The organism is Actinomadura sp. GTD37 (assembly GCF_041951365.1).
In the GTDB taxonomy this organism is placed as follows: Bacteria; Actinomycetota; Actinomycetes; order Streptosporangiales; family Streptosporangiaceae; genus Spirillospora.
In genome coordinates this window covers 46,994-73,990 of record NZ_JBGNUS010000006.1, presented here as the reverse complement: position 1 = coordinate 73,990, position 26,997 = coordinate 46,994, and the positions used below count along the sequence as shown (strand labels likewise).

Here is a 26,997-nt window from a genome sequence, read left to right as displayed (position 1 = left end):
TACCGCCCATGACCGACGCGCTGTCCGGAGTCCGGGTCCTCGACGCGGCCACACTGTTCGCCGGCCCGCTCGCCGCGACGCTGCTCGCCGACTTCGGGGCCGAGGTCATCAAGATCGAGCACCCGAAGGGCGACCCGGTGCGCAGCCACGGCGCGCAGCGCGACGGCGTCGGCCTCTGGTGGAAGATGCTCGGCCGCAACAAGAAGGCGATGACCCTCTACCTCGGCTCGCCCGAGGGGCAGGACCTGTTCCGCCGCATGGCCGCCGACGCCGACGTGGTGATCGAGAACTTCCGGCCGGGGACGCTGGAGCGCTGGGGGCTCGGCTACGACGAGCTCCGGAAGGCCAACCCGCGGCTCGTCCTCGCGCGGGTCACCGGGTTCGGGCAGACCGGCCCCTACGCGAAGCGGCCCGGGTTCGGGACGCTCGCCGAGGCGATGAGCGGGTTCGCCGCGATCACCGGGGAGCCGGACGGCCCGCCGACCCTGCCGCCGTTCGGCCTCGCCGACGGGATCGCCGCGCTGACCACCGCGTTCGCGGTGATGACCGCGCTGCGGGCGCGGGAGGCGACCGGCGAGGGCCAGGTCGTCGACCTCGCCATCATCGAGCCGATCCTCACCCTGCTCGGCCCGCAGATCATCACCTACGACCAGCTCGGCGAGCTCCAGGCCCGCACCGGCAACCGGTCGCACAACAACGCGCCGCGCAACACCTACCGCACCCGGGACGGCGGCTGGGTCGCGGTCTCCACCAGCGCCCAGTCGATCGCCGAGCGGGTGATGCGGCTGGTCGGCCGGCCCGAGCTGATCGACGAGCCCTGGTTCGCGACCGGCGCGGAGCGCGCGAAGCACGCCGACCTGCTGGACGAGGCCGTCGGCTCGTGGATCGCCGAGCGCGACCGCGACGAGGTCGTCAAGGCGTTCGAGGACGCGCAGGCCGCCGTCGCGCCCATCTACACCGCCGCCGACGTCATGACCGACCCGCAGTTCGAGGCGCTCGGCACCATCGCGACCGTCCCCGACGACGAACTCGGCCCGGTGAAGATGCAGAACATCCTGTTCCGGCTCTCGCAGACCCCCGGCCGGATCGAGTCGGCCGGGCCGCCGCTCGGCGCGCACACCGCCGAGATCCTCGCCCGCTACGGGGTGGACGAGGCCGGGCTGGCCGACCTGCGCGCCAAGGGCGTGGTCGGATGACGCCCCGCTCCTGGCTGTACGTCCCGGGCGACCGCCCGGACCGGATCCGCAAGGCCCTCGCCTCGGACGCCGACGCGGTGGTCCTCGACCTGGAGGACGCCGTCGCGCCGTCCGCCAAGCGGGACGCCCGCCGCAACGTCGTGGACGCGCTGGCCGCCGGGAGCGCCGCATACGTGCGGATCAACGCGCCGGCCACCCCGGACGGCGCCGACGACGTCGCGCTGCTGGCGGCCGCGCCGGCCGCCCCCGCCGGGATCCGGGTCCCCAAGTCCGAGGACCCGGACGAGCTGCGCCGCGTCGCCGACGCCCTCGGCGTGCCGGTGTTCCCCGTCCTGGAGTCGGCGCTGGGCGTCGAGAACGCCCTGCTGCTCGCGACCGCGCACCCGCTCGTCGCCGGGATCTCGCTCGGCGAGGCCGACCTCGCCGCCGACCTGCGCGCGGGCGGCGACGCGCTGGCGTGGCCGCGGTCCCGGGTCGTGGTCGCCGCCCGCGCCGCCGGGCTCCCGTCCCCGCCGCAGAGCGTGTGGACGGCCGTCCGCGACCTGGACGGGCTGCGCGCCGACACCCACGCGGGACGGCGGGCCGGGTTCTTCGGCCGGTCGGTGATCCATCCCGCGCAGATCCCCGTCGTCCACGAGGCGTGCGTCCCCGACCCGGACGACGTCGCGTGGGCGCGCGACCTCATGAGCCGGCTCGCCGAACACGGCGGCGCCGGGAGCAAAGCCGCATGGATCGACTCCGCCGGCCGGTTCGTGGACAAGGCCGTCGTCGAGCGCGCCGCCTGGCTGCTCGACGCCGCCGCGTCCGCCGAGTCCGCCGCCCGCCCCGTCAAGGAAGGCCACTGATGAACTCCCAGGATCCGCTGCTCGCGGCCGTCGCCGGCGGGGTCCGGCTGATCGAGCTGGGCCAGCCGTTCTTCACCGGCATGCCCTGCTCGCCCAACCACCCCGGATTCCGGATGACGCTCATCCGGCGGCACGGCGACATGGAGCGCCCGGACGGCGGGTCCGCCGCCAACGAGATCATCGTCACCGGCGGCCACGTCGGCACGCACATCGACGCGCTGTCCCACGTCAGCCACGACGGGGAGCTGCACGGCGGGATCTCGGCCGCCGACGCCCAGCGGGGCGGCGCCTTCACCAGCCACGGCGCCGAGAACCTGCCCGGCCTGCTGCGCCGGGGCGTGCTGCTGGACGTGGCGGCCGTCCACGAGGTGGCGACGCTGCCGCCCGGCTACGGCGTCACCGCCGAGGACCTGGAACTGGCCGCGAAGCGCGCCGGGGCGGAGCCCGGCGAGGGCGACGTGGCGCTGATCCGCACCGGCTGGGCCCGCAACTTCGGCGACACGACCGCCTACCTCGGCAGGGAGACCGGCGTCCCGGGCGCGACCCCGGGCGCCGCGCGCTGGCTGGCCGACCGCGGGATCGTCGCGACCGGCGCCGACACGACCGCCTACGAGCAGATCCCGGAGGGGGCCGGGCACGCCGTCCTGCCCGTGCACCGGATCCTGCTGGTCGAGTCGGGCATCTTCATCATGGAGCACCTGAACCTGGAGGCCCTCGCCGAGGCGGGGCTGCACGAGTTCGCCTTCGTGCTGGCCCCGCTGCGGATCAAGGGCGGCACCGGCTCCCCCGTCCGCCCGCTCGCGGCGGTGTCCGCATGACGCCCGTCCAGCGGCTCGCCGCCCTCGCCGCCTCCGTCGCCGCCGGCGGCCTGCCGCCCGAGCTGCGCGCCGACGCCGCCCGCCGCGTCCTGGACGTGCTGGGCAACAGCCTGGCGGCGACCGGGGAGGCGCCCGCGCGGGCCGTCGGGGCCCTCGTCGCCGAATGGGGCGGCGCGGGCCGCGCCACCGCGATCGGCACCGGCACGCGGCTCCCCGAGCCGAGCGCCGCCCTGCTGAACGGGACCCTCGCGCACTCGCTCGACTTCGACGACACGCACCTGCCGTCCGTCCTGCACCCGTCGGCGTCGGTGGTGCCCGCCGCGCTGGCCGCGGCCGAGGCCCGGGGCGCGACCGGCGCGCGGCTCCTCGACGCGGTGGGCGTCGGGATCGAGATCACCGTGCGGCTCGGCATGGCCGGGTACGACCGCGACCTCGGGAACTCGGTGTTCTTCGAGCGCGGGCAGCACGCCACGGCGATCTGCGGGACGGTCGGCGCCGCCGCGTCCGCCGCCATGCTGTCCGGCCTGGACGCCGCCGGCATCGCGGACGCGATGGGCATCGCCGCCAGCATGGGCTCCGGCATCCTGGAGGCCAACCGCACGGGCGGCACGGTCAAGCGGATCCACTGCGGCTGGGCCGCGCACGCCGCCGTCACCGCCGCCGGGCTCGCGCGGACCGGGATCACCGGGCCGCCGACCGTCCTCGAAGGGCGCTTCGGGTTCCTCCAGGCGTTCTGCGGCGACCAGGTCGACCTGGACGCCCTCACCTCCGGTCTGGGCGAGCACTGGGAGCTCCCCGGCATCTTCTTCAAGCCGTACCCGTGCAACCACTTCACCCACGCCGGGATCGACGCGGCCCTCCGCCTCCGCGCCGCCGGCCTGGACCCGGACGGCATCGAGTCGATCGAGCTGGGCGCGCCCACTCCCGTCCTGCGGACGATCGGCGAGCCGCACGAGGACAAGATCCGCCCGAAGTCCGGGTACCACGCCGCGTTCTCCGGCCCGTACACGGTCGCGGCGGCCCTGCTCGGCGGCGGCGGCCTCGGCGTCTTCCACGAGGACTTCACCGACGCGGCCGCCGCCGACCCCGCCCGGCTGGCGCTGGCGGCGAAGGTCCGCTGCGTCCCCGACGCCCGCTGCGACGAGATCTTCCCGCACCAGTTCCCGGCCGTGCTGCGCGTCCGCACCCGCGGCGGCGCCGTCCTGGAGGAGCGGGTGGACGCCAACCGGGGCGGGCCCGGCAACCCGCTGTCGGCCGAGGAGCTGGCGACGAAGTTCCGCCTGAACGCCGCCCGCCGGGTGCCCGGACCGCGGGCCGAGGAGATCACCGCGCTCACCTACGGACTGGCCGGGCTGGAGGACCTGGGGCCGCTGACGTCCCTGCTGCTCGGCTAGTTTCGGATGCCATGAGACATCTCGGCATTCTCGCCCACAGCGCGGAGGGCGCCGCGCTGTGCTTCCGGGCCTTCTGCCAGGAGGGCTTCCGCGAGCTGGGCCCCGACGACCATCCGGACGTGACGCTCGACCTCATCGCGCTGGCGCGCAGCATGCCCGCGTGGGAGGCCGGCGACCACGACCCGATCAGGGCGACGCTGGCCGAGAGCGTCCGGCGGCTCGCGGCGGCGGGCGCCGACTTCTTCGCCTGCCCGGACAACACCGCCCACCTGGCGCTGGAGCGTCCCGGCGGCGACCTCCCGCTGCCCGGCCTGCACATCGCCGGGGTGGTCGCCGACCGGGCCGCCCGCGACGGCCGGACGCGCGTCGGCGTCCTCGGCACCCGCTACACCATGGACGGCCCGGTCTACCCGCGCGAGCTGGCCGCGCGCGGCATCGCTGCCGAGGTCCCCGGGCCCGCCGACCGCGAGACCGTCGACCGGATCATCTTCGACGAGCTGGTCAACGGCGTCCTCACCGAGGAGTCGCGCCGCGAGTACGTCCGGATCATCGGCGGGCTCGCCGAACGCGGCTGCGACGCCGTCGCGCTGGTCTGCACGGAGATCCCGCTCCTGGTCACGCCCGAGGCGTCGCCGCTGCCGGTGCTCGACTCCACGCGCCTGCTGGCCCGCGCCGCCTTCGACGTCGCCGTCGGCCGCCGCCCCGTCCCCGCGTGGCGCGGCGGCCCTCCGGACGGCCGAGACTTCGACCGGCGTTGAAATGAGCCGCCCCTAGATTCGGGGACGTGGACAACCCAGACCTGGTCATCGGACGGTACGGCGACGTCGTCGCCGTCCTGTCCGGCACGCGATTCGCCGTACCGCCCGCCGCCGGCGGGCCGCCGGCGTCGCTCGCCTGGCTCCGGCGGACGGTGTGCCGGTTCAGCGAGGGCGCGGAGCACGAGCGGCGCCGCGCGATCGTCGTGGACGCGCTGCACGCCCTCGATCCGGCGCGGCTGCGCCGCCGTGCCCGCGACCTCGTGCGGGCCGGCGGCGCGCCGGCCGGGGTCGCGTGCCCCGTGCTCGGCGAGGCCCTCGGCGTCACCGACCTGGACGCCCTGGCGGAGGCCGTGCCCGCCGCCGCGTCCGGGTACCTGACCGGGCGGGGGCGGGACGGCGCGGACGCGGCCGTCGCGGTCCTCGTCCGGCTCCTCGGCCCCGGCCCGGACGAGGCGGTCGCGGGCCGCATCGCCATCCTCGTGCAGGCGGCCGAGGCGACGGCGGCGCTGGTGCGCACGGCCCTGCCGTACGCCCGCCGGCCGGAGTCGCGGGGCCTGCCCGTCGAGGACGTCGTCGCCGAAGTCCTGCGGTTCGACCCGCCCGTGCCGGCCATGCGCCGCGTCGCCGCCGAGGACGCCCGCCTGGGCGGCCGCGCGATCCCCCGGGGCGCCGTCGTGACGCTGGACCTGCGGGCGGCCAACCGGGATCCCGCCGTGTTCGACGATCCGGACCGTTTCGATCCCGGGCGGCGGGAACGCGGCCATCTGACGTTCGGCGCGGGCCGGCGGCCGTGCCCCGGCGCCGCCCAGGCGCTGCACCTGGCCTGCGGCGCGATCGAGGGCGCCGCAGGGGGAACGGAGGGAGTTCGGTGAACTTCAGGGATCTGCACTTCGGCGGCCGTCCGCTGGTGCTGCCCAACGCGTGGGACTTCGCGAGCGGCGCGGCGCTGGCGCGGGCGGGGTTCCCCGCGATCGGGACGACGAGCCTCGGCGTCGCGGCGGCGGCCGGGAAGACCGACGCGACCGGCGACACGCGGGCGGAGACCCTCGCGCTGGCCCGCGCGCTCTCGCGGCTGCCCGTGCCCGTCACCGTCGACGTCGAGGGCGGCTTCTCCGACCGGGCCGCGGACGTCGCCGGACTGGTCGCCGAGCTGGCCTCGTCCGGGATCGCCGGGATCAACCTGGAGGACGGGCGCGCGGACGGGACGCTCACGCCCCTCGACCACCAGGTCGCCGTGATCGGCGCCGTGAAGCGCGCCGCGCCGCAGGTGTTCCTCAACGCCCGCACCGACACGTTCTGGCTGGGCGAGCCCGACCGGGACGAGACGCTGCGGCGGGCGCGCGCCTTCGCGGCGGCGGGCGCCGACGGGATCTTCGTGCCCGGCATCGCGGACGACGCCGACATCCGGGCCGTGCTGGAGGCGGTGGACGTGCCGCTGAACGTCCTGTACCTGCCGGGCAGGACCGGGTACGCGCGGCTCGCGCGGCTGGGCGTGCACCGCGTGAGCACCGGCTCGCTGCCGTTCCGCAAGGCGCTGCACGCCGCCGTCGCCGCGGCCCTGGACGTCACCGGGGCGGACGGCGGAGGCCCGCCGCCCACCTACGAGGACGTCCAGCGGCTCGTCAGTGGCCCGTGATCCGGTCGGCGAGGCGCGCCAGCGCCGACGTGCCCGCCGACGGCGAGGACGATTCGCGGGCGTCGGCGGCCCGGTAGAGGGAGTACATGGCGTGGACGCCGAGCCAGCGCAGCGGCTCGGGCTCCCAGCGGCGGACGCGGCGGTCCACCCACGGCAGCGCGGTGAGGCGCGTGTCGTCCCGCAGGACGAGGTCGCGCATCGTGCGGCCGGCGAGGTTGGCGGTCGCGACGCCGTGGCCGGTGTAGCCGCCCGCGTGCCCGAGCCCGCTCTCGTGGTCGAGGACGACGGTCGCGCACCAGTCGCGGGGCACGCCGAGGACGCCCGACCAGGCGTGCTCGACCCGTCCCTCGCCGGCGACCGCGGGGAACATCGAGACGAGCATGCTCCACAGCGCGTCGACCGTGGCCGGCTCGGTGCGGCCGCCGTCGTCGACGCGGGAGCCGTAGCGGTACGGGCGGCCGCGGCCGCCGAACGCGATCCGGTCGTCGGCGGTGCGCTGCGCGTAGGTGTAGTAGTGGGCCATGTCGCCGAGCAGCTCGCGGCGCTCCCAGCCGATCGCCTTCCAGGTCACCGCGGGCAGCGGCGTCGTGACGATCATGGAGCTGTTCATCGGCAGCCAGTCGCGGCGGTGGCCGGGCATCCCGGCGGTGAAGCCCTCGGTGGCGCGCAGCACGTGCCCGGCGGCGACCGTGCCGTACGGGGTGACGGCGGTGGCCGCGCCGCCGCGCCGCGGGTTGATGCGCACGACCGGCGTGCCCTCGTAGATCTCCACGCCGAGGCCCCTGACGACGTCCGCGAGGCCGCGCGCGAGGGCGGCGGGCTGGACGCGGGCGCAGTGCGGGCTCCACGCCGCGCCGGTCGCGCCCTCGACGCGGAGCCGGTCGTCCCGCTCGGTGGCCGGCAGCGGGACGAGGTCGTCGTCCGTCCAGCCCCAGCGGCGCGCCTCGTCGACCATGGCGGCGAGCCGGGCGCGCTGGGCGGCGTTGCGCGCGACGTGCAGCACGCCGCCCTTCACGAGACCGGCGTCGATGCCCTCCTCGGCCGCGACCCGGACGACCTCGTCCACCGCGTCGAACATGGCGCGCTGCAGCGCGATCGCGGCGGGACGGCCGTGCCGGGCCGCGTAGCGCTCCCGGTCCCCGGCGATCTCGCCCAGCACCCAGCCGCCGTTGCGGCCGGACGCGCCGAACCCGGCGAACTCGCGCTCCAGCACGACGATCCGCAGGTCGGGGCGGGCGCGCTTGAGGTAGTAGGCGGTCCAGAGGCCGGTGTACCCGGCGCCGACGACGCACACGTCGGCGGTGCGCGGGCCCGGCAGCCGGGGGCCGGGTTCGGGGCGCCCGCCCGCCCGGTACCAGAAGGACACGCCGCCGTTGCCGAATCCGGGCGCGAGCGGCGCCCGGACCGAGGAGGAGCTCATGCGCTCATCCTGCTGTATTCCGTAGCAAAATCAACAGGTGACAACGGAATCTATGGGACGGCGTCGATGATTCGACGGGATCCGATCCAGCGGGAACGGTCCGCGGCGTAATAGGCGGCGCCGTCGGGGCCGGACGGGCCGTCCCGCCACCGCCGCATCCCGAGCTGCAGGGCGATCTCCGCCGACGCCGTGTTGGCCATGTCGATCTCGGCGGTGATCCGGTGCACCCCCACCACGCCGAAGGCGTAGTCGAGCACCGCGCGGGACGCCTCCGCGGCGAGCCCCTGGCCCCACTGGTCCGGCTCCAGGCTGTAGAGGATCTCGACGTCCGCGCCCAGCCCCGCCGGGGTGCCGAGCGGCCCCTCGTGCGGGCTCAGCCCCGCGACGCCGATCAGCGGGCCGCCCGGCGCGGCGCCGGGCGCCGCCGCGTCGATCCCGGCGGACCAGCGGGCCGGGCGCAGCGTCCACAGCCCGTAGCCCTCGGTCGCGAAGTCCCGTTCGCTCGCCTCGATGATCTCGCTGACCTGGACGGGCGTCACCATCCGGTCGTCGAACAGGTGGCGCCGGACGAGCGGCCCCGTCCAGTGCGTCAGCAGCGCGCGGTGGTCGCGCATCGACACCGGGTGCAGCGCGAGCCGCACCGTGCGCAGCACCTCAGTCATCCCCGGCCCCGTGCGCGCCCGGCTCCGCCGGGCCGTCGGCGGGCCATCGGGGCGGCTCCTCGCCGTCCGGGACGCCCACCCGGAACACGCGGAGCTGCAGGGCGAGGGCCTTGTAGTAGCCGACGAGCGTGACCAGCTCGACGACGGCGGCGCGGCCGAGCGTCGCGACCGCCTCGGTGAACACGGCGTCGGCGAGGTCGCCCTCGGCGGCGAGCTGCCGGGCCGCCTCGTGCACGACGCGCTCGCGGACGTCGCCGAACATGGGCGCGCGGCCCGCCCGCAGCGCGTCCGTCTCCGCGTCGGAGAGACCGTGCCGGCGGCCGATCCGCTCGTGCGCGTACCACTCGTAGTCGGACCGGGCGTGCGCGGCGACGACCAGCGTGGCGATCTCCCGCTCGCGCCTGGTGAACGCCGTCCGGAACCGCAGCGCGGCGCCGAGGTCCTGCAGCGGCCGCCCCACGGACGGGCTGTAGAGCATCGCGTTGAACGGGCCGTGCAGCCGGCCGACGTCGTCGGCCAGGCCGAACGGCGGGGTGCGGCCGCCGGCCCGCGGCCCGCCGGTCACCGCCTCGTACACGGCGCGCTGCTCGTCGCTCAGCGAACCGGGGAGCAGCAGCGGCAGCCTGGACGGGGGCGCGGAGCGCCGTGGTCGATCGTTGACGCGCTCGCCGCTCACGGGGTCGATCACTTACCGAACGCTAGGCGGTCGGCGCGGGCGGCTCAACCCCCGGTCCGGAATGTGAAACCCCGGGCACACGGTGACGTAGCGGTCGCGTAACACGCGTCGGCGAGCCTGGCCGTCGACCGCACCGGACACCGGAGGTGCGCCCGTCCCCCCGGAGGGAACGTTCCATGCCGCTGTTCCGCATCCGCACCGAGATCGAGGACAGGCCCGGACGCCTGGCCCTGCTCACCGACGCGCTGGCCCGGCGCGGCGCCAACATCCTCGGCCTGTCCGTGCAGATGGACGCCGAAGGGGTGGTGGACGAGTTCATCGTCGACGTCCCGCGCGGCGGCGCCGACGCGCGGGCGCTCGCCGAGACGCTGGGCGCGGCGGGCGGCGTCCGCACCGCCGTCCTTCCCGCGCGCCCGCACGAGCTGGTGGACGAGCCGACCCGCGCCCTCCTCCTCGCGGCCCGGCTGCGGACCGAGCCGCACGCCCTGCCCGAGGTGCTGGGCGAGCTGCTGCGCGCGGACGAGGCGGGCTGGGCCGCGCCGGACGGGCCCGGACCCGACCCGTGCGTCCTCGACGTCCCGGTGCACGACCGGCGCGTGCGGCTGCGCCGGTACGGCCTGCCGTTCACCGCCACGGAGGCGGCGCGGGCGGAGGCCCTGCTGCGCGCCGCGCTGCCCGCCGCGCCGCGCCGTCCCGCCCGCCGCCGGATGACGCTCCGCGACGGCACGCAGGTGGTCGTCCGGCCGATCGAGCGGCGCGACCTGGACGCCGTCCGGGCGCTGCACGAGCGCTGCTCGCTGGACAGCCGCAGGCTGCGGTACTTCAGCCCGATGCCGTGCCCGCCGCGGCGGACGATCGAGCGGTTCTGCGACCCCGCGCACGGCCTGACGCTGGTCGCCGAGGGCGCGGACGGGTCGCTGCTCGCGCTGGCGCACCTCATCCACGTCCTCGATCCGGGCGTCGCCGAAGTGGCGTTCCTGGTGGAGGACGCCTGGCAGGGGCGCGGGCTCGGGCGCGGCCTCGCCGAGCTGCTGCTGGTGCTCGCGCGCGACCGCGGTCTGGTGGAGGTGCGCGCGACGGTGCTGAGCGACAACGTGCGGATGCGGCGGCTGCTCGGCTCGTTCGGCGGCCGGACGCGGCGCACCGAGGACACCGCGGTCCTGGAGATCAGGCTCCGGCCCGCCGGCCGTCCCGCCGGCCCGGACGCGCTGGCAGGATGGCCGGGTGAGCGGCATCTATGACGACCCCTGGGCGTACGAGCTGGCGTGCTCGTTCCGCGACGTGCCCGCCGAGGTGGACGTCCTGCTCGGCTGGTGCGCCGAGCAGGGCGCGCAGCCCGCGACGGTGCTGGAGCTGGCCGCCGGGCCCGCCGAGCACGCCCGCGAGTTCGCGCGCCGCGGCCTGGCCGCGACGGCGCTCGACCTCAACCCGGAGATGTGCGCCTACGCCGCCCGCCCCGGCGCCCGGATCGAGGTCGTCCAGGACGACATGACCCGGTTCGACCTGGGCCGCCGGTTCGACCTCGTCGTCACGATGCTCGACTCCACGTCCCATCTGATGACGCTGGACGCGTTCGTCGCGCACCTGCGCCGCGTCGCCGCGCACCTGGCCCCCGGCGGCCTCTACATCGTGGAGATGTCCCATCCCCGCGACCGGCTGGGCGACGAGCCGAGCGTCAGCACCGGCTGGACGGTCGAGCGCGGCGGCGTCCGCGCGAGCGTCCGCTGGGGCGAGCCGGGCGACCGGCTCGACCCGGTCACCCAGATCGCCGACGACCGCGTCACGATGACGATCACGGAGGGGGGCGGCACGCGGGTGATCCGCGACGTCGTCCCCTACCGCTTCTGGACCGCCGGCGAGCTGGACGCCGCGGTCCGCCTCGCCGGCGGCCTCGACGCGGTCGCGCGGTACGGCGACTTCGGGACCGGCGAGGACGCCGTGGCCCTCGCCGATCCCGCCGCCTGGCGCATGATCACGATCCTGCGCGGCGCCGCCTAGGACGCGGGCGGCGGCGCCCAGCCGGGCATCGGGTAGGCCGCCAGCAGGTCCCGGATCTGCCCCGCGACCCGTTCGACGACCGCCTCGTCCTGCTTGGCGGTCGCCTGCACGACCTCGTCGATCCACGCCGCGACCCGCGGCATGTGCTCCGCGCCGAGCCCGCGGGTGGTGATCGCGGCGGTGCCGAGCCGCAGCCCGGACGGGTCGAACGGCTTGCGCGGGTCGAACGGGACGGCGTTGTAGTTCAGCTCGATCCCGGCGCGGTCGAGGGCCTGCGCCGCCGGCTTCCCGGCGACGCCCTTGTTCGTCAGGTCGATCAGGACGAGGTGGTTGTCGGTGCCGCCGGAGATCAGGTCGTAGCCGCGGTCGATCAGCGCGGCCGCCAGCACCTGCGCGTTCGCGACGATCTGCCGCGCGTACGCGGAGAACTCCGGCCGGGCCGCCTCCTTCAGCGCGACGGCGATCGCGGCGGTCGTGTGGTCGTGCGGGCCGCCCTGCAGGCCGGGGAAGACCGCCTTGTCGATCGCCTTCGCGTGCTCGGCGGTCGACAGGATCATCGCGCCGCGCGGGCCGCGCAGCGTCTTGTGCGTCGTCGTCGTGACCACGTCCGCGTGCCCGATCGGCGACGGGTGGGCGCCGCCCGCGATCAGGCCGGCGATGTGCGCGACGTCGGCGGCGAGCACCGCGCCCGCCTCGCGGGCGATCTCCGCGAACGCCGGGAAGTCGATCGTCCGCGGGATCGCGGTGCCGCCGCACCAGATCAGCTTCGGCCGCTCCCTGAGCGCCAGGTCGCGCACCTGGTCCATGTCGACGCGCCCGGTGTCGGCGCGCACGTCGTAGCGGACGGGCCGGAACCACTTGCCGGTCGCCGACACCGACCAGCCGTGCGTGAGGTGCCCGCCCATCGGCAGTGACAGCCCCATCACCGGGTCCCCCGGCTCCAGGAACGCCATGTAGACGGCGAGGTTCGCGGGCGACCCCGAGTACGGCTGGACGTTGGCGTGCTCGGCGCCGAACACCTCCTTGGCCCGCTGGATCGCCAGCAGCTCGATCGGGTCGACGTTCTGCTGGCCCTCGTAGTACCGCTTGCCGGCGTAGCCCTCGGAGTACTTGTTCGTGAGGACCGACCCGGTGGCCTCCAGGACGGCCGGCGACACGTAGTTCTCGGACGCGATCAGCCGGAGCTTCTCGTACTGGCGGCGGGCCTCGGCCTCCACCAGCCCGGCGATCTCGGGGTCCTGGCCTTGCAGGTGGGGTACGGGCGGTACGTGCATGGTGCCTCCGCGCTGCTCGCGCCGGGACCTCGGGCGCCCCGGCGAGGGGTACCCGTACACCCAGGCGCGCGGCGTGCGGACTAGTTTCGCTCCCCGGTGGTCGTCTCCACCTTCACTGCGCCAGTCACGTGGACGCCATCATACCGGCCCGGCCGCCGCCGCGCCGGGACGGAGACGACGAACAGCCCGCCCAGCAGGAGCAGCGACCCGGCGGCGACGGGCGCCGACAGGCGCTCGCCGAGCACCGCGACGGCGAGGCCCGCGGCCACGAGCGGCTCGGCGAGGCTGAGCGTCCCGGCGGTCGCGGCCGGCACGCGGCCCAGGCCGGTGACGAAGAACATGTAGGCGGCGGCCGTCGCGGCGATCCCGAGCCAGGCGACCAGCGCCGCCGTGCGCGGCGCGGCGAGGGCGGGCAGCTCCGCCAGCGTCCAGGGCAGCAGGGCCGCTCCCCCGGCGAGCAGCGTCACCGAGACGGCGGCGGCCATGCCCGCGTCCCGTCCGGTGAGGACCTTGGCGGACACCGTGTACACGCCGAAGCACGTCCCGGCGGCGAGGCTCAGCAGGACCCCCGCCGGGTCGACGTGGACGGCGGACCCGGGGACCATCAGCAGCGCGACGCCGCCGATCGCGCACCCCGTCCCCGCCCACCACCTGCGGCTGAGCCGCGTCCCCAGGACGAGCCGCTCGCACAGCCCGGTGGAGACCGGCGCCAGCCCGAACACCACCGCGGTCGCGACGGCGGCGCCGGTGCGGTCGACGGCGCTGAAGAACGCCGCCTGGAACGTCCCCGTCGCGGCGGAGGCCGCCAGGAGCGGCGGCCACGTCCGCCGTGTCAGCGCCAGGAACGCGCGCCGGTTCGCCACGAGCACCAGCGCGGCCAGGATCAGCCCGCCCGAGAAGATCCGCGCCCCGCCGACCGCGACCGGCCCGGCGCCGGGCCCGGCCAGCACCTGCGCGGGCCCGACCGTCCCCCAGAGGATCCCGGCCGCGAGCACCAGCAGCGACCCGGATGCGTTGCTTTGTCGGTCCATACGTCGAACGCTAGAAAGAAATGCGGCTGTATTCGCACCGGGCCGCGTTTCGTTCGACTCAGCGGGCTGCCGCCGCCATTCGTTCGCCGCCCACGCCCCGCAGCGCCCGTCGGTCGCGGGACGTTCGGCCTCACCGCCTGCCGGTCGGTGGAAGTTCGGACTGCTCCGCAGGCTGGACGTAGTCGTAGACGACGGTGGTGCGGACGTCCACGAACTCCTTGCGCCGCGCCAGCCGGTCGAGCACGAAGTCGCGCAGGTACGCGGTGCTCGGCACCGCCACGTGCACGAGCAGGTCCTCGTTGCCCGTCACCACGAAGACCCCGACGGCCTCGGGCATCGCGGCCATGCCGTCCCGGGCCGACTCGATCGCCTCCCGCGACTGCGGCCGGATCCGGATCGAGATCAGCGCCTGCACCCCGCGGTCGAGGCGCTCGAAGTCCACCGCCGCGTGGAAGCCGGTGATGACGCCCCGCGCCCGCAGGGCCCGCGTCCGCTCCAGGGCCGTGGACGGCGCGATCCCGACCGCCTCGGCCAGTTCCCGGTTGGTCTGCCGCCCGTCGCGCTGGAGGCGCCGCAGGATCGCCTGGTCGACCGCGTCCATCCGTCCCCCTCCGAACTTCCCGCCCGACGCCGAACTCCCGGACGCAAACCACGCCCGGACGCCTCATTCCCCGAAGATTATTCGATATCCGCCGCGCGCGCCTCGCGGCGGCGGCGCCGCTCGCGGGCCGATCCCGCGGCGGCGGCCCGTCCGAAACGGCGTGCGGCCCGGCCCCCTGGTCGGGGCCGGGCCGCACGAAAGCCGGTGCGGTCGTCCGGGTCAGCGGGCCGCGGCCTCCATCGCCTTCTTCACCGCGGCGCGCTTCTGGCGGAGCTTCGAGAGCGCCTCTTCGAGGATGGCCTCGCCGTCCTCGTCGCTGCGGCGCTCCTTCACGTACGCCAGGTGCGTCTTGTAGGGCTCGGTCTTCGGCGGGGCGGGGGGGTTCGCCGAGTCCTGGCCGGCGGGGAACCCGCAGCGCGGGCAGTCCCACGTCTCGGGGACCGCGACGTCCGTCGCGAAGCTGGGGCGGGTCTCGTGCCGGTTGGCGCAGTAGAAGGTCACCCAGACGCGGGGGGCGGCGTCGCCGCGCTCCGCCTCTCCCATCGGACCGGCCCCGACACGGCTGCCCCGAATCGCGTTGCCACTACCCACGGATAACTCCTCGCTCGGTGTTCCGCCGCCGTCCGTGACCTCGCGGGACGGCGCGGATGATCGCATGTGTCAGACGGGTGCTCAGCCGACGCCCTTGTGCTTGAACAGCAGCCCCAGCACGACGATCGAGGCGAACCACAGCACCCCGACGCCGACCGTCAGCCGGTCGAGGTTGCGCTCGACCACGGACGACCCGCCCAGCGACGACGAGACGCCGCCGCCGAACATGTCCGACAGCCCGCCGCCCTTGCCCTTGTGCATCAGGACGAGGACCACCATCAGCAGGCTCGTGGCGATGAGCACGATGGACGATGCGATGATCACGATTCTTCAACGCCTTTGTCTGTAGGTCGGACGGAGGGGCGCGCCGGGCGGTTTACCCGTCAGCTACGAAGGGTACGACGAACTACCCGCTGGTTCGGCAAGAACCCCCAGTTCACGCAGAATTGATCAGTATTGATCAGACGGGGAGCTCCCGGTACCGGCAGATTTTGACGAACTCTCCCGGGTCCAGGCTGGCACCACCGATCAAGGCGCCGTCCACGTCGTCCTGCGCCATGAGCTTGGCGACGTTGCCGCCCTTGACCGAACCGCCGTACAGGATACGCACATCGTCGGCCACTCCGCCGTCGTACAGCTCGGCGAGCCGCGTCCGGATCGCGGCGCAGACCTCCTGCGCGTCCTGCGGGGTGGCGACCTCGCCGGTGCCGATGGCCCAGACCGGTTCGTAGGCGATCACGGTGCGGCGCAGCTGCTCGGCGGTGATCTTCTCCAGCCCGCCGTCGAGCTGCGCGAGGCAGTGCTGGACGTGCGCGCCGGCCTTGCGGACGTCCAGGCCCTCGCCGATGCAGAGGATCGGGGTGATGTCGGCGGCGAGCGCGGCCCTGGCCTTGGCGTTGACCGTCGCGTCGTCCTCGGCGTGGTACTGGCGGCGCTCGGAGTGCCCGACGACGGCGTAGGAGCAGCCGAGCTTGGCCAGCATCGCCGCGGAGATCTCGCCGGTGTAGGCGCCGGAGGCGTGCTGGGAGACGTCCTGCGCGCCGTACTGGATGCCGAGCCGGTCGGCGTCGATCAGCGTCTGCACGGACCGGATCGCGGTGAACGGCGGGAGCACGGCGACGTCGACGGCGTCGAAGTCGGGCTCCTTGAGCGCGAACGCCATCTTCTGGACGAGCGCGATCGCCTCGAGGTGGTTGTTGTTCATCTTCCAGTTGCCCGCCATCAGCGGCTTGCGGGAAGGGGTAGCGGGGGCCATCGGTCAGTCCTCCAGAGCCTGCAGGCCGGGCAGCGTCTTGCCTTCGAGGTATTCGAGGCTCGCGCCGCCGCCGGTCGAGATGTGGGAGAAGGCGGCCTCGTCGAAGCCGAGTCGCCGGACGGCCGCGGCGGAGTCGCCGCCGCCGACCACGGTGAACGCGCCGGAGTCGATGAGGCCCTGCGCCACGGCCCGGGTGCCGTGCGAGTACGGCTCCATCTCGAACACGCCCATGGGGCCGTTCCAGAAGACCGTCCTGGCGTCGGCGAGACGCGCGGCGAAGAGCTTGCCCGACTCGGGCCCGATGTCGAGGCCGAGCCGGTCGGCCGGGATCGCGTCGGCGGCGACCACGGCGTGGTCGGCGTCGGCCGCGAAGTCGGCGGCCGCGACGATGTCGACGGGCAGCACGAACTCGACGCCCGCCTCCCCGGCCCGCCGCAGGTAGTCGCGGACGGTGTCGAGCTGGTCCTCCTCCAGCAGGCTCCGGCCGACCTCGTGGCCCTGGGCCTTGAGGAAGGTGAACACCATGCCGCCGCCGATCAGGATGCGGTCGGCCTTGCCGAGCAGGCTGTCGATCACGCCGAGCTTGTCGGACACCTTGGAGCCGCCGAGCGCGACCGCGTACGGGCGCTCGACGTCCTCGGTGAGCCGCTTCAGCACGTCGACCTCGGTGGCGATCAGCCCGCCGGCGGCGTGCGGGAGCCGCCGCGGCACGTCGTAGACGGACGCGTGCCTGCGGTGCACCGCGCCGAACCCGTCCCCGACGTAGATCTCGGCGAGCGCGGCCAGCCGGTCGGCGAACGCGCCGCGCTCGGCGTCGTCCTTGCTGGTCTCGCCCGGCTCGAAGCGCAGGTTCTCCAGCAGCGCGACGCCGCCGTCCGCGAGGCCGTCGGCGGCGGCGCGGGCGGAGCCGCCCACGACGTCCGACGCGAACGTCACGTCCGCGCCGAGCAGCTCGCCCAGGCGGCGGGCGACCGGCGCCAGCGAGAACTCCGGCTTCACCTGGCCCTTGGGACGGCCGAGGTGGGCGCAGACGATGACCTTGGCGCCCCTGGTCCGCAGCGCCTCGATCGTCGGGAGGCTGGCCCGGATCCGCCCGTCGTCGGTGATGGCGCCGTCCTGCAGCGGGACGTTCAGGTCCGCGCGGACGAGCACGCGCCTGCCGGCGACGTCGAGATCGTCAATGGTGCGCATCGGGATGCGATGTCCTTCCGTACACGGCCGCGCCGCGGCCGCGCGCGTCCTGCGCGGCCACGGCGGCGGCGGTTCCCGGGCTCCGGCCCGGCAGCGGTCAGAGCTGGGAGCCGACGAGCTTGACGAGGTCGACGAGGCGGTTGGAGTAGCCCCACTCGTTGTCGTACCAGCCGACGACCTTGACCTGGTCGCCGATGACCTTGGTCAGCCCGGAGTCGAAGATGCAGGACGCCGGGTCGGTGACGATGTCGCTGGAGACGATCGGGTCCTCGGTGTAGACGAGGTAGCCCTTCAGCGCGCCCTCGGCGGCCTTCTTGAACGCCTCGTTGACCTCCTCGACCGTGACCTCGCGGGACACGTTGACGGTCAGGTCGGTGGCGGAGCCGGTCGGCACCGGGACGCGCAGCGCGTAGCCGTCCAGCTTGCCCTTCAGCTCGGGCAGCACGAGGCCGATCGCCTTGGCGGCGCCGGTGGAGGTCGGCACGACGTTCAGCGCGGCGGCGCGGGCGCGGCGCAGGTCCTTGTGCGGCGCGTCCTGGAGGTTCTGGTCCTGCGTGTAGGCGTGCACCGTCGTCATCAGGCCCTTCTCGATGACGAAGTTGTCGTGCAGCACCTTCGCCAGCGGGGCCAGGCAGTTGGTGGTGCAGGACGCGTTGGAGATCACCGTGTGCCGGGCGGGGTCGTACTTGTCGTCGTTGACGCCCAGGACCAGGGTGACGTCCTCGTTCTTCGCCGGCGCGGAGATGATCACCTTCTTGGCGCCGTTGTCGGCGTGCACCTTGGCCTTGGTGGCGTCGGTGAAGAAACCGGTGGACTCCACCACGATGTCGGCACCGACGTCGCTCCACTTCAGGTTGGCGGGGTCGCGCTCGGCGAACGCCTTGATCGCCCTGCCGCCCACGACGATCTCGTCGGCGGTGGCGCGCACCTCCTCGGGGAAGCGGCCGAGGATGCTGTCGTACTTGAGCAACTGGGCGAGCGTGGCGTTGTCGGTCAGGTCGTTGACCGCCACGATCTCGATGTCGGCCCCGCTCGCCTTGACAGCGCGGTAGAAGTTGCGGCCGATCCGGCCGAACCCGTTGATGCCTACTCGGATGGTCACGGAACGGCTCTCCCTCACGTCGTATCGCCCGGCTCGGGCCGGACTGTCAACTGCGGTGATTCCGGGGTTCTCCCCCGCCTTCGACCCTATCCAATGACTCACGGGTAGCCCGACACCGGTGGCGTGGGTTTCCACGGGTGATCCCGCCGTCCCCCGGCCGGGGGATTGCCCCGCTTCCACCCCAGCTCACGGCATTCGTCGATCATCACTACACTCGCCGTCCATGTGGCGCGGGTTGGCTGTCCTGGTGATCGTCGCTCTGCTCGCGTGCCCGCCCGGGTCCGCCGCGGCGGACCCGCTGGAGCGTGCCAAGCCCGTGAACCGCGTCGACCACCTCACCGCCGAGCTGCGGCGCGACCCCGTCTACGTCACCGATCACGCGCCGCGCGCGCTGCCGGAGGACGCGGCCCAGCGGATCAGGAGGGCCGTCGCCCGGCTCGGCGTCCCCGCCTACGTCGCGGTGACGCCGGCCCGGCTCGCCGACGGCTACGGGACGGAGGACCTCGTCCCGCTGCTGCACGACGGCCTCGGCCGCCCCGGCGTCTACATCGTGGCCGACCCGACGAGTCCGTCGCTCTCCGCCGTCCAGTACGGCGGCGCGACGCTCCCGGTGAAGGACGCGATGTGGGCCACGGCGTCGGAGCTGCCCTCCGACGCGGGCGCGGTCGCGATGGTCGAGCGGTTCGTGGAGATCGCCCTGTCCGGCCATGCCGCGGAGCGGCGGGAGCGCGGCGGCCCGAGACCGAAGTCGAAGGTGCGCATCGCCCTGGACGCCCGGGACCGCTCGGAGCGCGCGGCGAGCCGGGCGGAATGGCGCGCGTTCGCCGGCGGGACCGCGATCAGCGGCGCGGCGCTGCTGCTCCTGCTCCTCCTGGTGTCGTATCGGAGGAGGTCGGCCCGGGCCCGGAAGGCGCTGGGCAGGGCCGCCGGGCCCGGTTCCGCGGCGCGTGCGAAGAAGCGGGGGAAGCGCCGGTGAACGCCATCGCCAGGATCCTGGTCCTTGCGGCCCTCACCGTCGTCCCGCCGCTGGTCGCGGTGGCTCCGGCGGCCGCGGGCGAGCCGATCCCCGGTTACGCGCGGCACAGGCTGGACCGCGTCGCGGCGGCGCTCGCCGAGGACCCCCTCTTCGTCGACCCCGACATGTCCTCGGCGCTGGACGAGGCCGGCCGGGCCCGCGTCCAGGCGGCGATGCGGTCGGCGGCGGGCGCGCTCGGCACGCCCGTCTACGTGGTGGTGATCCCCAACCGGCCGGAGTCGGAGAGCCAGGGCAGGGACGACGTGGTCCTGCACGGGCTCCACGACCGGCTCCGCCGCGACGGCCTCTACGTGCTGGTCAACTCGTCCGCCTGGTTCGAGGAGGAGGCGTTCGGCGCCCCACGCCGGCTGTACTCCATCGACGACGAGCGCACGGACCGGCCCGCCGACCCCGACAACCGGTTCGCCGACCTGGCCGACCGGCTATCGGCCCGGCTGCAGATCATCCGGGACGCGCCGTCCAGCACCCCGCAGACTCCCCGCCTCTACACCACGCCCGACCCGTTCGGGCAGGAGGACCGGCCGGGGCGGCCGGTCGAGCCCGAGACCGGGGCCTTCTTCCTCTCCGGCCTGCTGCTCGCCGGACCGGTCGCCGGCCTCACGCTGTACGGCGCCGGGGCGGGCGCCGCCGCGTACCGGCGGCGGCGCCGCGCGCCCCGTCCCGCGATCGCCGCCGAGGCCGCCGAGGCCGCCGGGGCCCATCCGGGCGCTCCCGCCGAGCCGTCGGTGAAATGGCTGCGCCGCACGGGCCGCAGGGAGCTGGACCGGCTGCGCGCCCTGCTGCCCGAGAGCACCGGGAACCCGGGCCGCGAGTACGCCGTGTCCGCCTACGACGTCGCGCAGATCCTCTACGACGACGCGGGCGACGACCCCGCCCGGTCGCTGGACCTCGCCGGTGCGATCGTCCTGGCCCGGCTGGGCCGGGCGGCCCTCGCGCGGGAGACCGCGACGCCGCCGGCGCCGTGCTTCGTCAACCCGCTGCACGGCCAGGCGACGCAGAACCGGAAGATGCGGCTGGGCGCGGGGGGCTCCAGGCGACGGCGCGTCTGCGCGGCGTGCGCCGGCCGGAGCACGGCGGAGCTGGCGGCGCGCGAGCTGAAGGTCCCCGGCCCGGACGGGCCGCGCCCCCACCACACCATCGCCGGGGTCTGGAAGGACACCGCCTTCGGGGCCGACGGCGATCTGATCCGGCGCATCCAGGAGTATCTCGGTGTCGAGTGAACCATCCCCCGGCGAGCGGCTGGCCGCGGCGCTGCGGCGCTCCCCCATCTACGTCGACCCGTCCCTCGCCTCCGCGCTGCCCGAGGCGGACCGGACGCGGCTCATCGCCAAGTTCCGCAAGCTGCCCGTGCCGGTGTTCGTCGTCCTCGTCCCGCTGGTCAAGGGCGGCACCTGGAGCGACGACGAGCAGCTGGCGACGGTCGTGCACGCGAAGCTCGGCCGGGACGGCGCCTACATCACGTTCAGCGACATCGGGGACGACCTGCGGGCGAAGGAGTTCGGCGGCGACCGCCAGGCCCGCTACGCCGCGTGGGCGGTGTCCTTCGACCGCTCGATGGACGACGCGCCCCTCGCGGCCCGCCTCGACCGCATCGCCGATCTCATGCTGTCGGGCAACGCCAAGAAGGAGTACGACCGCCAATCGGCGCTGATCCAGAAGCGCGCCGAGGAGCGCCGGTCGGCGGAGGACTCCCGGTCCGGCGGCTCCTCGGCGCTGCCGCTCACGCTCGGCGCCGCAGGGGTCGCGGCCGCCGGGATCGCCGGCCTCCTGCTGTGGCGGCGCCGCCGCATGGCGTCCGCGGACCGCGCGGGCAGCGCGCTGCTCCTGCCCCGCACGGTGTTCTCCACGGCGAAGCGCGCCAGCGAGGACCAGCTCCGCGAGCAGACGTCGCACGAGGTCATCGCCTTCGGCGAACTCCTCGACAGCACGGACGTGCCCGTCTCCGGGGAGCGGACCGGCGACCTGATGACCCGGGCGCTGGACGCCTACCAGGCGGCCGGCAAGACGCTGGACCGGGCGCGCGGCATCCCGGACCTGGCGGGCGTCCTCGTCCTCCTCGACCAGGGCCGCGACGCGCTCGCGTCCGCGCAGGCCGTCGCCGCCGGCGGGCCGGAGATCCCGCCGAGCCCGCTCTGCTTCTTCAACCCGCTGCACGGTGACGCGGCCACCAGGATCGAGTGGCGGCCCATCGGCTCCCGCCGCCGCCTCCGCGTCCACGCCTGCCGCGACTGCGCCCGCGCGTCCCACGCGAAGGAGACCCCCGACATCCTCATGGACCGCCGCGACGGCCGCGACGTCCCCTACTTCGAGGTGGACCCGTCCCAGAGCGTCTGGGCCGAAACCGGCTACGGCCAGCTACGCGGCGACCTGGTCCAGAGGATCCTCAGAGGCGACCTGAAGCCCGAATAGCGATTCCGGACCCGCGCGGTCACGGGAACCCGCGCGTGGTGAGGATCGACCGGTTCGTGACGGGGTTCCAGGGGTGGCCTCCTGGGAGTCACTGCAGCATGTCGGCCGTGAGGTTGGCGTCGGTGCCGGGGATGCCCTGGTCGCCGGCGCGCTTGTCGGCCATGGCGAGGAGGCGGCGGATGCGGCCGGCGATGGCGTCCTTGGTGAGGGGCGGGTCGGCGAGCTGGCCGAGTTCCTCCAGGGACGCCTGCTTGTGCTCCAGGCGGAGGCGGCCGGCGTTGACGAGGTGCTCGGGCGCGTCGTCGCCGAGGATCTCCAGGGCGCGGGCGACGCGGGCGCCGGCGGCGACGGCGGCGCGGGCGGAGCGGCGCAGGTTGGCGTCGTCGAAGTTGGCGAGCCGGTTGGCGGTGGCGCGGACCTCGCGGCGCATGCGGCGCTCCTCCCAGGCGAGGACGCTGTCGTGCGCGCCGAGCCGGGTGAGGAGGGCGCTGATGGCGTCGCCGTCCCGGACGACGACGCGGTCGACGCCGCGGACCTCGCGGGCCTTGGCGTGGATCTTGAGGCGGCGGGCGGCGCCGACGAGGGCGAGCGCGGCCTCCGGGCCGGGGCAGGTCACTTCGAGCGACATGGAGCGGCCGGGCTCGGTGAGGGAGCCGTGCGCGAGGAACGCGCCGCGCCAGGCCGACTCGGCGTCGCAGGCCGCCCCCGCGACCACGTGCCGGGGCAGCCCTCGGACGGGCCGCCCGTTGCCGTCGATGAGGCCGGTCTGCCGGGCGAGCGACTCGCCGTCCCGGATGACGCGGACGACGTAGCGGTTGCCCTTGCGCAGGCCGCTCGGCGCGAGCACGACGACCTCGGAGGTGTGCCCGAACACCTCCGCGATGTCCTTGATCAGGCGCCGGGCCGCGACCCCGGTGTCGATCTCGGCCTCGATCACGATGCGCCCGCTGACCAGGTGCAGGCCCCCCGCGAACCGCAGCAGCGTCGAGACCTCGGCCTTGCGGCAGCACGGCTTCATGACCGTGAGCCTGCTCAGCTCGTCCTTGACCACACCGGTCATCGCCATCTGATGAACCCTCCCCCTATCGGACTCCCAGCAGTGTGGCCGATGCCGACCACGCGGGATGTCACTCGCTGAAAATCTGTACCAAGGCTTGGGCCAGCCGGGCGGGTTCATGACGCGGCGAGCCGTCGTCGGCGGCGACGTCGGCGAGGACCAGCCGCCCGCCGAGGGCCTGGACGGCCTTGTCGAGCGCCGCCGGGTCGTCCACCACGCCCCGGTCGGCGAGGACGACGTCGACCCGCAGGTCGGGGGCGTGCGCCTGCAGGACCTCCAGGTGGGTCTGCGGCGAGAAGTCGTCGGTCTCGCCGGGCTGCGGCGCGAGGTTCAGCGCGACGACGCGGCGGGCGCGGGCGGCGGTGAGCGCGCGGGCCAGCGCGGGCACCTTGAGGTGCGGCAGGACGCTGGTGAACCAGGAGCCGGGGCCGAACACGATCCAGTCGGCGCCGTCGACGGCGTCGAGGGCCTCCCGGCAGGCGGGCGGGTCGCCGGGGACGAGCGAGACGCCGAGCACGCTGCCGGGCGTCTTCGCGCACGCCGCCTGCCCTTTGACGTGGGTGATCTCGTCCGGACGGGACGGGTCGGCGCCGCGCACCTCGGCGACGATGTCCATCGGGACGGCCGCCATCGGCAGCACGCGCCCGTGCGCGCCGAGCAGCCGGCCGACCCAGTCGAGGCCCGCGACGGTCGAGCCGGAGGCGTCGGCGCCGCCGAGCAGCTCCCACAGCGCGACGATCAGCAGGTTGCCGACGGCGTGGCCCTGGAGGTCGCCCTCGCTGCGGAACCGGTGCTGGACGACGTCCCGCCAGGTCTGGCCCCATTCGTCGTCGCCGCACAGCGCGGCGAGCGCCATCCGCAGGTCGCCGGGCGGCAGCACGCCGAGCTCGCGGCGGAGCCGTCCGCTGGAGCCGCCGTCGTCGGCGACGGTGACGATCGCGGTCAGCCGGTCGGTGACGCGGCGCAGCGCCGACAGCGAGGCGTAGAGGCCGTGGCCCCCGCCGAGCGCGACGACGTTCGGGCCCGCGTCCGGGCCAGGGGACTTCACCGTGCCGTTACTCTCCTCGTCCGGGAGCCGCGGGTGGTCATTCGCGGCCGAGGTCACGGTGGGCGACCTGCACCTCGATGCCCTCGTCCCGCAGCCGGGCGGCGATCTGTTCCGCCATGGCCACACTACGGTGTTTTCCGCCGGTGCATCCCACGGCGAGGGTCACGTAGTGCTTGCCCTCGCGCTCGTAGCCGTCGGAGAGCAGCCGCAGGACCTCGGAGTAGGCGTCCAGGAACTCCTTGGCGCCGCGCTGCCCGAGGACGTAGTCGCGGACGGCGGTGTCGCGGCCCGTCATCGGCCGCAGCTCCGGCACCCAGTGCGGGTTCGGCAGGAACCGGCAGTCGACGACGAGGTCGGCGTCGACCGGCAGGCCGTACTTGTAGCCGAACGACACGACGGTCGCGCGCAGGCTGGACTCGCCGGTGTCGTTGCCGAAGAACCCGATGATCTTGTTGCGCAGCTCGTGCACGTTGAGGCCGCTGGTGTCGATCACCAGGTCGGCCTCGGCGCGCACCTCGCGGACCAGCTCCCGCTCGCGGGCGATGCCGTCGACGAGGCGGCCGTCGCCCTGCAGCGGGTGCGGGCGCCGGACGCTCTCGAAGCGGCGCACCAGGTCGGCGTCGCTCGCCTCCAGGAACACCACCCGCGGGTGGACGCCGCGCGCCTCCAGCTCGGCGATCGAGGAGTGCAGGTCCTCGGTGAACGCGCGGCTGCGCACGTCGACGACGACCGCGATGCGGGGCACCGCGTTCTTCACCCGGCCGCCGAGGTCGGCCATCGTGGCGAGCAGCCCCGGCGGCAGGTTGTCGACCACGAACCAGTCGAGGTCCTCCAGGGACTTGGCCGCGGTGCTGCGGCCCGCCCCCGACATGCCGGTGACGATCACGATGTCCGGGATCTTGGTCTCGCTGGTCATGCCCGTCTCCCCCTGTGCTCCCCGTCGCCCGTGCCCTGCCCCGCGCCCCCCGCGGGGACGGCGCCGCCGTGCAGCGCCGCGACGATGCCCTGCGCGCTGCGCATGCCGATTCCCGGGACCTCGGCGACCTGCTCGGGCGTCGCGTCCTTCAGCCGCTTCAGCGAGCCGAAGTGTTTCAGCAGCGCCGCGCGCCGCGCCGGGCCCAGACCCGGAACGTTATCGAGTTCGCTGGCCGTCATGGTCTTGGAACGCCGCTGCCGGTGGAAGGTGATGGCGAACCGGTGCGCCTCGTCGCGTACCCGCTGGACGAGGAACATGCCCTCGCTGTTGCGCGGCAGGATGACGGGATCGGCCTCGGCGGGGAGCCACAGCTCCTCCAGCCGCTTGGCGATCCCGCAGACCGCGATGTCGTCGACGCCCAGTTCGTCGAGGGCGCGCTGCGCGGCGGCGACCTGCGGCGGGCCGCCGTCGACGAGCACCAGGTTGGGCGGGTAGGCGAACTTGCGCGGCCGCCCGGTCTCCGGGTCGACCGGCTGGTGCGCGCCCTCCCCCGTCCCGCTCTCGGGGGACGGCCCCCCGGCCCCCTCGGCCCCCTCGCCGGGATCGCCCAGGTGGTCGAGCTCCCCCCGCTTCTCGCTCTCGGCGAGGTACCGGCGGAACCGGCGGGAGATCACCTCGTGGATGGAGCGGACGTCGTCCTGCCCCTCGACGGCCTTGATCGTGAACCGGCGGTACTCGCCCTTGCGGGCCAGGCCGTCCTCGAACACGACCATGGACGCGACCACGTCGGTGCCCTGCAGGTTGGAGACGTCGTAGCACTCGATGCGCAGCGGCGCCTCGTCGAGGTCGAGGGCGTCCTGGATCTCCTGGAGCGCCCGGCTGCGGGTGGTCAGGTCGGACGCGCGGCGCGTCTTGTGCTGCTTCAGCGCCTCGTGCGCGTTGCGCGCGACCGTCTCCAGCAGGGCCTTCTTGTCGCCGCGCTGCGGGACGCGCAGCCGGACCGGCCCGTCGCGCTGCTCGGACAGCAGCTCGGCCATCGCGTCCTCGTCGGGCGGCAGCGCCGGGACGAGGACCTCGCGGGGCACCGACTCGCTCTCGCTGTAGGTCTGGATGAGGAAGTCCTCGACGAGGTCACTGGTGGTGACCTCCTCGACCTTGTCGACGACCCAGCCGCGCTGCCCGCGGATGCGGCCGCCGCGCACGTAGAACACCTGGACGGCCGCCTCCAGCTCGTCCTCGGCGAAGGCGATCATGTCGCAGTCGGTGCTGTCGGGCAGGACGACGGCCTGCTTCTCCAGGGCGCGCTCCAGCGCGCGGATGTCGTCGCGGAGCCGTGCGGCGCGCTCGTACTCCTGGGACGCGGCGGCCTCGCGCATGTCGCGTTCGAGGCGCTTGATGAACCGGGTCGTGTTGCCCGCCATGAAGTCGCAGAAGTCCTCGGCGAGGAGGCGGTGCTCGTCCGGGGAGACGCGGCCGACGCACGGCGCGGAGCACTTGCCGATGTAGCCGAGCAGGCAGGGGCGGTCGAGCTGGTGCTGCCGCTTGAACACCCCGGCGCTGCACGTCCGGACGGGGAACACGCGCAGCAGCTGGTCGACCGTCTCGCGGATCGCCCACGCGTGCGAGTACGGCCCGAAGTAGCGCACGCCCTTGCGTTTCGCGCCCCGCATCACCATCACCCTGGGGAAGTCCTCGTTGAGGGTGACGGCGAGGTACGGATACGACTTGTCGTCGCGGTAGCGGACGTTGAACCGGGGGTCGAACTCCTTGATCCAGGAGTATTCGAGCTGGAGGGCCTCGACCTCGGTGCCGACGACCGTCCAGTCGACCCGGGCGGCGGTCTGCACCATCGTCTGCGTGCGGGGGTGCAGCGAGGAGAAGTCGGCGAAGTAGGAGTTCAGCCGCGAGCGCAGGCTCTTCGCCTTGCCCACGTAGATGACCCGGCCGTGCTCGTCACGGAATCGGTACACACCGGGGGACTCCGGAACGGAGCCCGGTGCGGGTCGGTAGGTCGCCGGATCTGCCACGCTCAGAAGCCTAGTGGGCGGCACCGACACGCCGGTCGCCGCGCGCGTCCGTCCGG

General features: G+C 74.6%; 27 protein-coding genes. 12 read left to right on the top strand and 15 right to left on the bottom strand.

Annotation, left to right across the window (positions count from 1 at the left end):
* The first annotated feature begins 8 nt into the window (after window positions 1-8).
* The 7 genes from ACA511_RS27780 to ACA511_RS27750 are packed head-to-tail and all read left to right on the top strand — an operon-like array spanning window position 9 to window position 6,647.
* A complete protein-coding gene (locus tag ACA511_RS27780) occupies window positions 9-1,196 on the top strand; it encodes a CaiB/BaiF CoA transferase family protein (protein WP_375027569.1) in 1,188 nt (395 codons plus the stop codon).
* Entirely contained in the window at window positions 1,193-2,041 is an 849-nt protein-coding gene (locus ACA511_RS27775) for an HpcH/HpaI aldolase/citrate lyase family protein (RefSeq protein ID WP_375027568.1), read from the top strand. Before ACA511_RS27780 ends, ACA511_RS27775 begins: the two co-directional genes overlap by 4 nt.
* Window positions 2,041-2,859 (top strand): cyclase family protein, encoded by an 819-nt coding sequence (locus tag ACA511_RS27770; protein WP_375027567.1) that lies wholly within the window; start codon window positions 2,041-2,043, stop codon window positions 2,857-2,859. Before ACA511_RS27775 ends, ACA511_RS27770 begins: the two co-directional genes overlap by 1 nt.
* The gene (locus ACA511_RS27765; RefSeq protein WP_375027566.1) at window positions 2,856-4,253 is read left to right on the top strand and encodes an MmgE/PrpD family protein; all 1,398 of its coding nucleotides are present in this window, start codon (window positions 2,856-2,858) and stop codon (window positions 4,251-4,253) included. Before ACA511_RS27770 ends, ACA511_RS27765 begins: the two co-directional genes overlap by 4 nt.
* A gap of 11 nt (window positions 4,254-4,264) precedes the next feature.
* Window positions 4,265-5,011 (top strand): aspartate/glutamate racemase family protein, encoded by a 747-nt coding sequence (locus ACA511_RS27760; protein ID WP_375027565.1) that lies wholly within the window; start codon window positions 4,265-4,267, stop codon window positions 5,009-5,011.
* A 26-nt stretch (window positions 5,012-5,037) separates the two neighbouring features.
* Window positions 5,038-5,883, top strand: a complete 846-nt coding sequence (locus ACA511_RS27755) for a cytochrome P450 (RefSeq protein WP_375027564.1) — start codon at window positions 5,038-5,040, stop codon at window positions 5,881-5,883.
* Window positions 5,880-6,647: an isocitrate lyase/phosphoenolpyruvate mutase family protein gene (locus ACA511_RS27750; protein WP_375027563.1), complete on the top strand. Its 768-nt coding sequence runs from the start codon at window positions 5,880-5,882 to the stop codon at window positions 6,645-6,647. Before ACA511_RS27755 ends, ACA511_RS27750 begins: the two co-directional genes overlap by 4 nt.
* Here the strand turns inward: ACA511_RS27750 and ACA511_RS27745 are convergent.
* The 3 genes from ACA511_RS27745 to ACA511_RS27735 are packed head-to-tail and all read right to left on the bottom strand — an operon-like array spanning window position 6,634 to window position 9,417.
* The gene (locus tag ACA511_RS27745) at window positions 6,634-8,067 is read right to left on the bottom strand and encodes an NAD(P)/FAD-dependent oxidoreductase (protein ID WP_375027562.1); all 1,434 of its coding nucleotides are present in this window, start codon (window positions 8,065-8,067) and stop codon (window positions 6,634-6,636) included. The two genes, ACA511_RS27750 and ACA511_RS27745, sit on opposite strands and share 14 nt — an antisense overlap.
* A gap of 50 nt (window positions 8,068-8,117) precedes the next feature.
* On the bottom strand, window positions 8,118-8,729 hold the full coding sequence (locus tag ACA511_RS27740) for a GNAT family N-acetyltransferase (protein WP_375027561.1): 612 nt from the start codon (window positions 8,727-8,729) through the stop codon (window positions 8,118-8,120).
* Window positions 8,722-9,417 carry a carboxymuconolactone decarboxylase family protein gene (locus ACA511_RS27735; RefSeq protein WP_375027560.1) on the bottom strand — a complete coding sequence of 232 codons (696 nt, stop codon included), beginning with the start codon at window positions 9,415-9,417 and terminating at the stop codon, window positions 8,722-8,724. Before ACA511_RS27735 ends, ACA511_RS27740 begins: the two co-directional genes overlap by 8 nt.
* 164 nt (window positions 9,418-9,581) lie before the next feature.
* Between ACA511_RS27735 and ACA511_RS27730 the strand changes: the two genes are divergently transcribed.
* On the top strand, window positions 9,582-10,646 hold the full coding sequence (locus tag ACA511_RS27730; protein ID WP_375027559.1) for a GNAT family N-acetyltransferase: 1,065 nt from the start codon (window positions 9,582-9,584) through the stop codon (window positions 10,644-10,646).
* Complete coding sequence (locus tag ACA511_RS27725; RefSeq protein ID WP_375027558.1) at window positions 10,630-11,403, top strand: class I SAM-dependent methyltransferase; 774 nt, start codon at window positions 10,630-10,632, stop codon at window positions 11,401-11,403. The genes ACA511_RS27730 and ACA511_RS27725 overlap by 17 nt, the downstream gene beginning before the upstream one ends.
* Here ACA511_RS27725 and glyA read toward each other — a convergent pair.
* The 8 genes from glyA to gap form a co-directional block, all read right to left on the bottom strand.
* The gene (gene glyA / locus ACA511_RS27720; RefSeq protein ID WP_375027557.1) at window positions 11,400-12,677 is read right to left on the bottom strand and encodes a serine hydroxymethyltransferase; all 1,278 of its coding nucleotides are present in this window, start codon (window positions 12,675-12,677) and stop codon (window positions 11,400-11,402) included. The two genes, ACA511_RS27725 and glyA, sit on opposite strands and share 4 nt — an antisense overlap.
* A gap of 80 nt (window positions 12,678-12,757) precedes the next feature.
* Window positions 12,758-13,708, bottom strand: a complete 951-nt coding sequence (locus ACA511_RS27715; protein ID WP_375027556.1) for a DMT family transporter — start codon at window positions 13,706-13,708, stop codon at window positions 12,758-12,760.
* Window positions 13,709-13,838: 130 nt separating this feature from the next.
* Window positions 13,839-14,309 (bottom strand): Lrp/AsnC family transcriptional regulator, encoded by a 471-nt coding sequence (locus tag ACA511_RS27710; RefSeq protein ID WP_375027555.1) that lies wholly within the window; start codon window positions 14,307-14,309, stop codon window positions 13,839-13,841.
* A gap of 219 nt (window positions 14,310-14,528) precedes the next feature.
* Window positions 14,529-14,900 carry an RNA polymerase-binding protein RbpA gene (locus tag ACA511_RS27705; RefSeq protein ID WP_375027554.1) on the bottom strand — a complete coding sequence of 124 codons (372 nt, stop codon included), beginning with the start codon at window positions 14,898-14,900 and terminating at the stop codon, window positions 14,529-14,531.
* 81 nt (window positions 14,901-14,981) lie between these two features.
* A complete protein-coding gene (gene secG / locus ACA511_RS27700) occupies window positions 14,982-15,224 on the bottom strand; it encodes a preprotein translocase subunit SecG (RefSeq protein ID WP_176404092.1) in 243 nt (80 codons plus the stop codon).
* A gap of 136 nt (window positions 15,225-15,360) precedes the next feature.
* A complete protein-coding gene (gene tpiA / locus ACA511_RS27695; protein WP_375027553.1) occupies window positions 15,361-16,155 on the bottom strand; it encodes a triose-phosphate isomerase in 795 nt (264 codons plus the stop codon).
* A gap of 3 nt (window positions 16,156-16,158) precedes the next feature.
* Window positions 16,159-17,346, bottom strand: a complete 1,188-nt coding sequence (locus ACA511_RS27690) for a phosphoglycerate kinase (protein ID WP_375027552.1) — start codon at window positions 17,344-17,346, stop codon at window positions 16,159-16,161.
* Between the two features lie 97 nt (window positions 17,347-17,443).
* Window positions 17,444-18,448, bottom strand: a complete 1,005-nt coding sequence (gap, locus tag ACA511_RS27685) for a type I glyceraldehyde-3-phosphate dehydrogenase (RefSeq protein WP_375027551.1) — start codon at window positions 18,446-18,448, stop codon at window positions 17,444-17,446.
* A gap of 247 nt (window positions 18,449-18,695) precedes the next feature.
* Here gap and ACA511_RS27680 point away from each other — a divergent pair, with 247 nt between their 5' ends.
* The 3 genes from ACA511_RS27680 to ACA511_RS27670 are packed head-to-tail and all read left to right on the top strand — an operon-like array spanning window position 18,696 to window position 21,893.
* Window positions 18,696-19,424 (top strand): hypothetical protein, encoded by a 729-nt coding sequence (locus ACA511_RS27680; protein ID WP_375027550.1) that lies wholly within the window; start codon window positions 18,696-18,698, stop codon window positions 19,422-19,424.
* Window positions 19,421-20,704, top strand: coding sequence for a hypothetical protein (locus tag ACA511_RS27675; protein ID WP_375027549.1), 1,284 nt, complete (start codon window positions 19,421-19,423; stop codon window positions 20,702-20,704). The genes ACA511_RS27680 and ACA511_RS27675 overlap by 4 nt, the downstream gene beginning before the upstream one ends.
* Entirely contained in the window at window positions 20,694-21,893 is a 1,200-nt protein-coding gene (locus ACA511_RS27670; protein ID WP_375027548.1) for a hypothetical protein, read from the top strand. Before ACA511_RS27675 ends, ACA511_RS27670 begins: the two co-directional genes overlap by 11 nt.
* Before the next feature lie 88 nt (window positions 21,894-21,981).
* Here the strand turns inward: ACA511_RS27670 and whiA are convergent, their stop codons facing one another.
* From whiA to uvrC, 4 genes are all read right to left on the bottom strand, one after another.
* Entirely contained in the window at window positions 21,982-22,959 is a 978-nt protein-coding gene (gene whiA / locus ACA511_RS27665; RefSeq protein WP_375027547.1) for a DNA-binding protein WhiA, read from the bottom strand.
* A 61-nt stretch (window positions 22,960-23,020) separates the two neighbouring features.
* Window positions 23,021-23,998, bottom strand: a complete 978-nt coding sequence (gene yvcK, locus ACA511_RS27660; protein WP_375027546.1) for a uridine diphosphate-N-acetylglucosamine-binding protein YvcK — start codon at window positions 23,996-23,998, stop codon at window positions 23,021-23,023.
* A 37-nt stretch (window positions 23,999-24,035) separates the two neighbouring features.
* Window positions 24,036-24,914, bottom strand: a complete 879-nt coding sequence (rapZ, locus tag ACA511_RS27655) for an RNase adapter RapZ (RefSeq protein ID WP_375027545.1) — start codon at window positions 24,912-24,914, stop codon at window positions 24,036-24,038.
* Window positions 24,911-26,941: an excinuclease ABC subunit UvrC gene (gene uvrC / locus ACA511_RS27650; protein ID WP_375027544.1), complete on the bottom strand. Its 2,031-nt coding sequence runs from the start codon at window positions 26,939-26,941 to the stop codon at window positions 24,911-24,913. The genes rapZ and uvrC overlap by 4 nt, the downstream gene beginning before the upstream one ends.
* Window positions 26,942-26,997 lie beyond the last annotated feature (56 nt).

Coding starts and splice junctions, on each gene's coding strand:
- ACA511_RS27710 (WP_375027555.1), bottom strand. CDS start 14,309: ATGGACGCGGTCGACCAGGCGATCCTGCGGCGCCTCCAGCGCGACGGG.
- rapZ (WP_375027545.1), bottom strand. CDS start 24,914: ATGACCAGCGAGACCAAGATCCCGGACATCGTGATCGTCACCGGCATG.
- whiA (WP_375027547.1), bottom strand. CDS start 22,959: ATGGCGATGACCGGTGTGGTCAAGGACGAGCTGAGCAGGCTCACGGTC.
- ACA511_RS27745 (WP_375027562.1), bottom strand. CDS start 8,067: ATGAGCTCCTCCTCGGTCCGGGCGCCGCTCGCGCCCGGATTCGGCAAC.
- ACA511_RS27760 (WP_375027565.1), top strand. CDS start 4,265: ATGAGACATCTCGGCATTCTCGCCCACAGCGCGGAGGGCGCCGCGCTG.
- ACA511_RS27770 (WP_375027567.1), top strand. CDS start 2,041: ATGAACTCCCAGGATCCGCTGCTCGCGGCCGTCGCCGGCGGGGTCCGG.
- ACA511_RS27730 (WP_375027559.1), top strand. CDS start 9,582: ATGCCGCTGTTCCGCATCCGCACCGAGATCGAGGACAGGCCCGGACGC.
- ACA511_RS27780 (WP_375027569.1), top strand. CDS start 9: ATGACCGACGCGCTGTCCGGAGTCCGGGTCCTCGACGCGGCCACACTG.
- ACA511_RS27765 (WP_375027566.1), top strand. CDS start 2,856: ATGACGCCCGTCCAGCGGCTCGCCGCCCTCGCCGCCTCCGTCGCCGCC.
- ACA511_RS27715 (WP_375027556.1), bottom strand. CDS start 13,708: ATGGACCGACAAAGCAACGCATCCGGGTCGCTGCTGGTGCTCGCGGCC.
- ACA511_RS27740 (WP_375027561.1), bottom strand. CDS start 8,729: ATGACTGAGGTGCTGCGCACGGTGCGGCTCGCGCTGCACCCGGTGTCG.
- ACA511_RS27690 (WP_375027552.1), bottom strand. CDS start 17,346: ATGCGCACCATTGACGATCTCGACGTCGCCGGCAGGCGCGTGCTCGTC.
- tpiA (WP_375027553.1), bottom strand. CDS start 16,155: ATGGCCCCCGCTACCCCTTCCCGCAAGCCGCTGATGGCGGGCAACTGG.
- ACA511_RS27775 (WP_375027568.1), top strand. CDS start 1,193: ATGACGCCCCGCTCCTGGCTGTACGTCCCGGGCGACCGCCCGGACCGG.
- glyA (WP_375027557.1), bottom strand. CDS start 12,677: ATGCACGTACCGCCCGTACCCCACCTGCAAGGCCAGGACCCCGAGATC.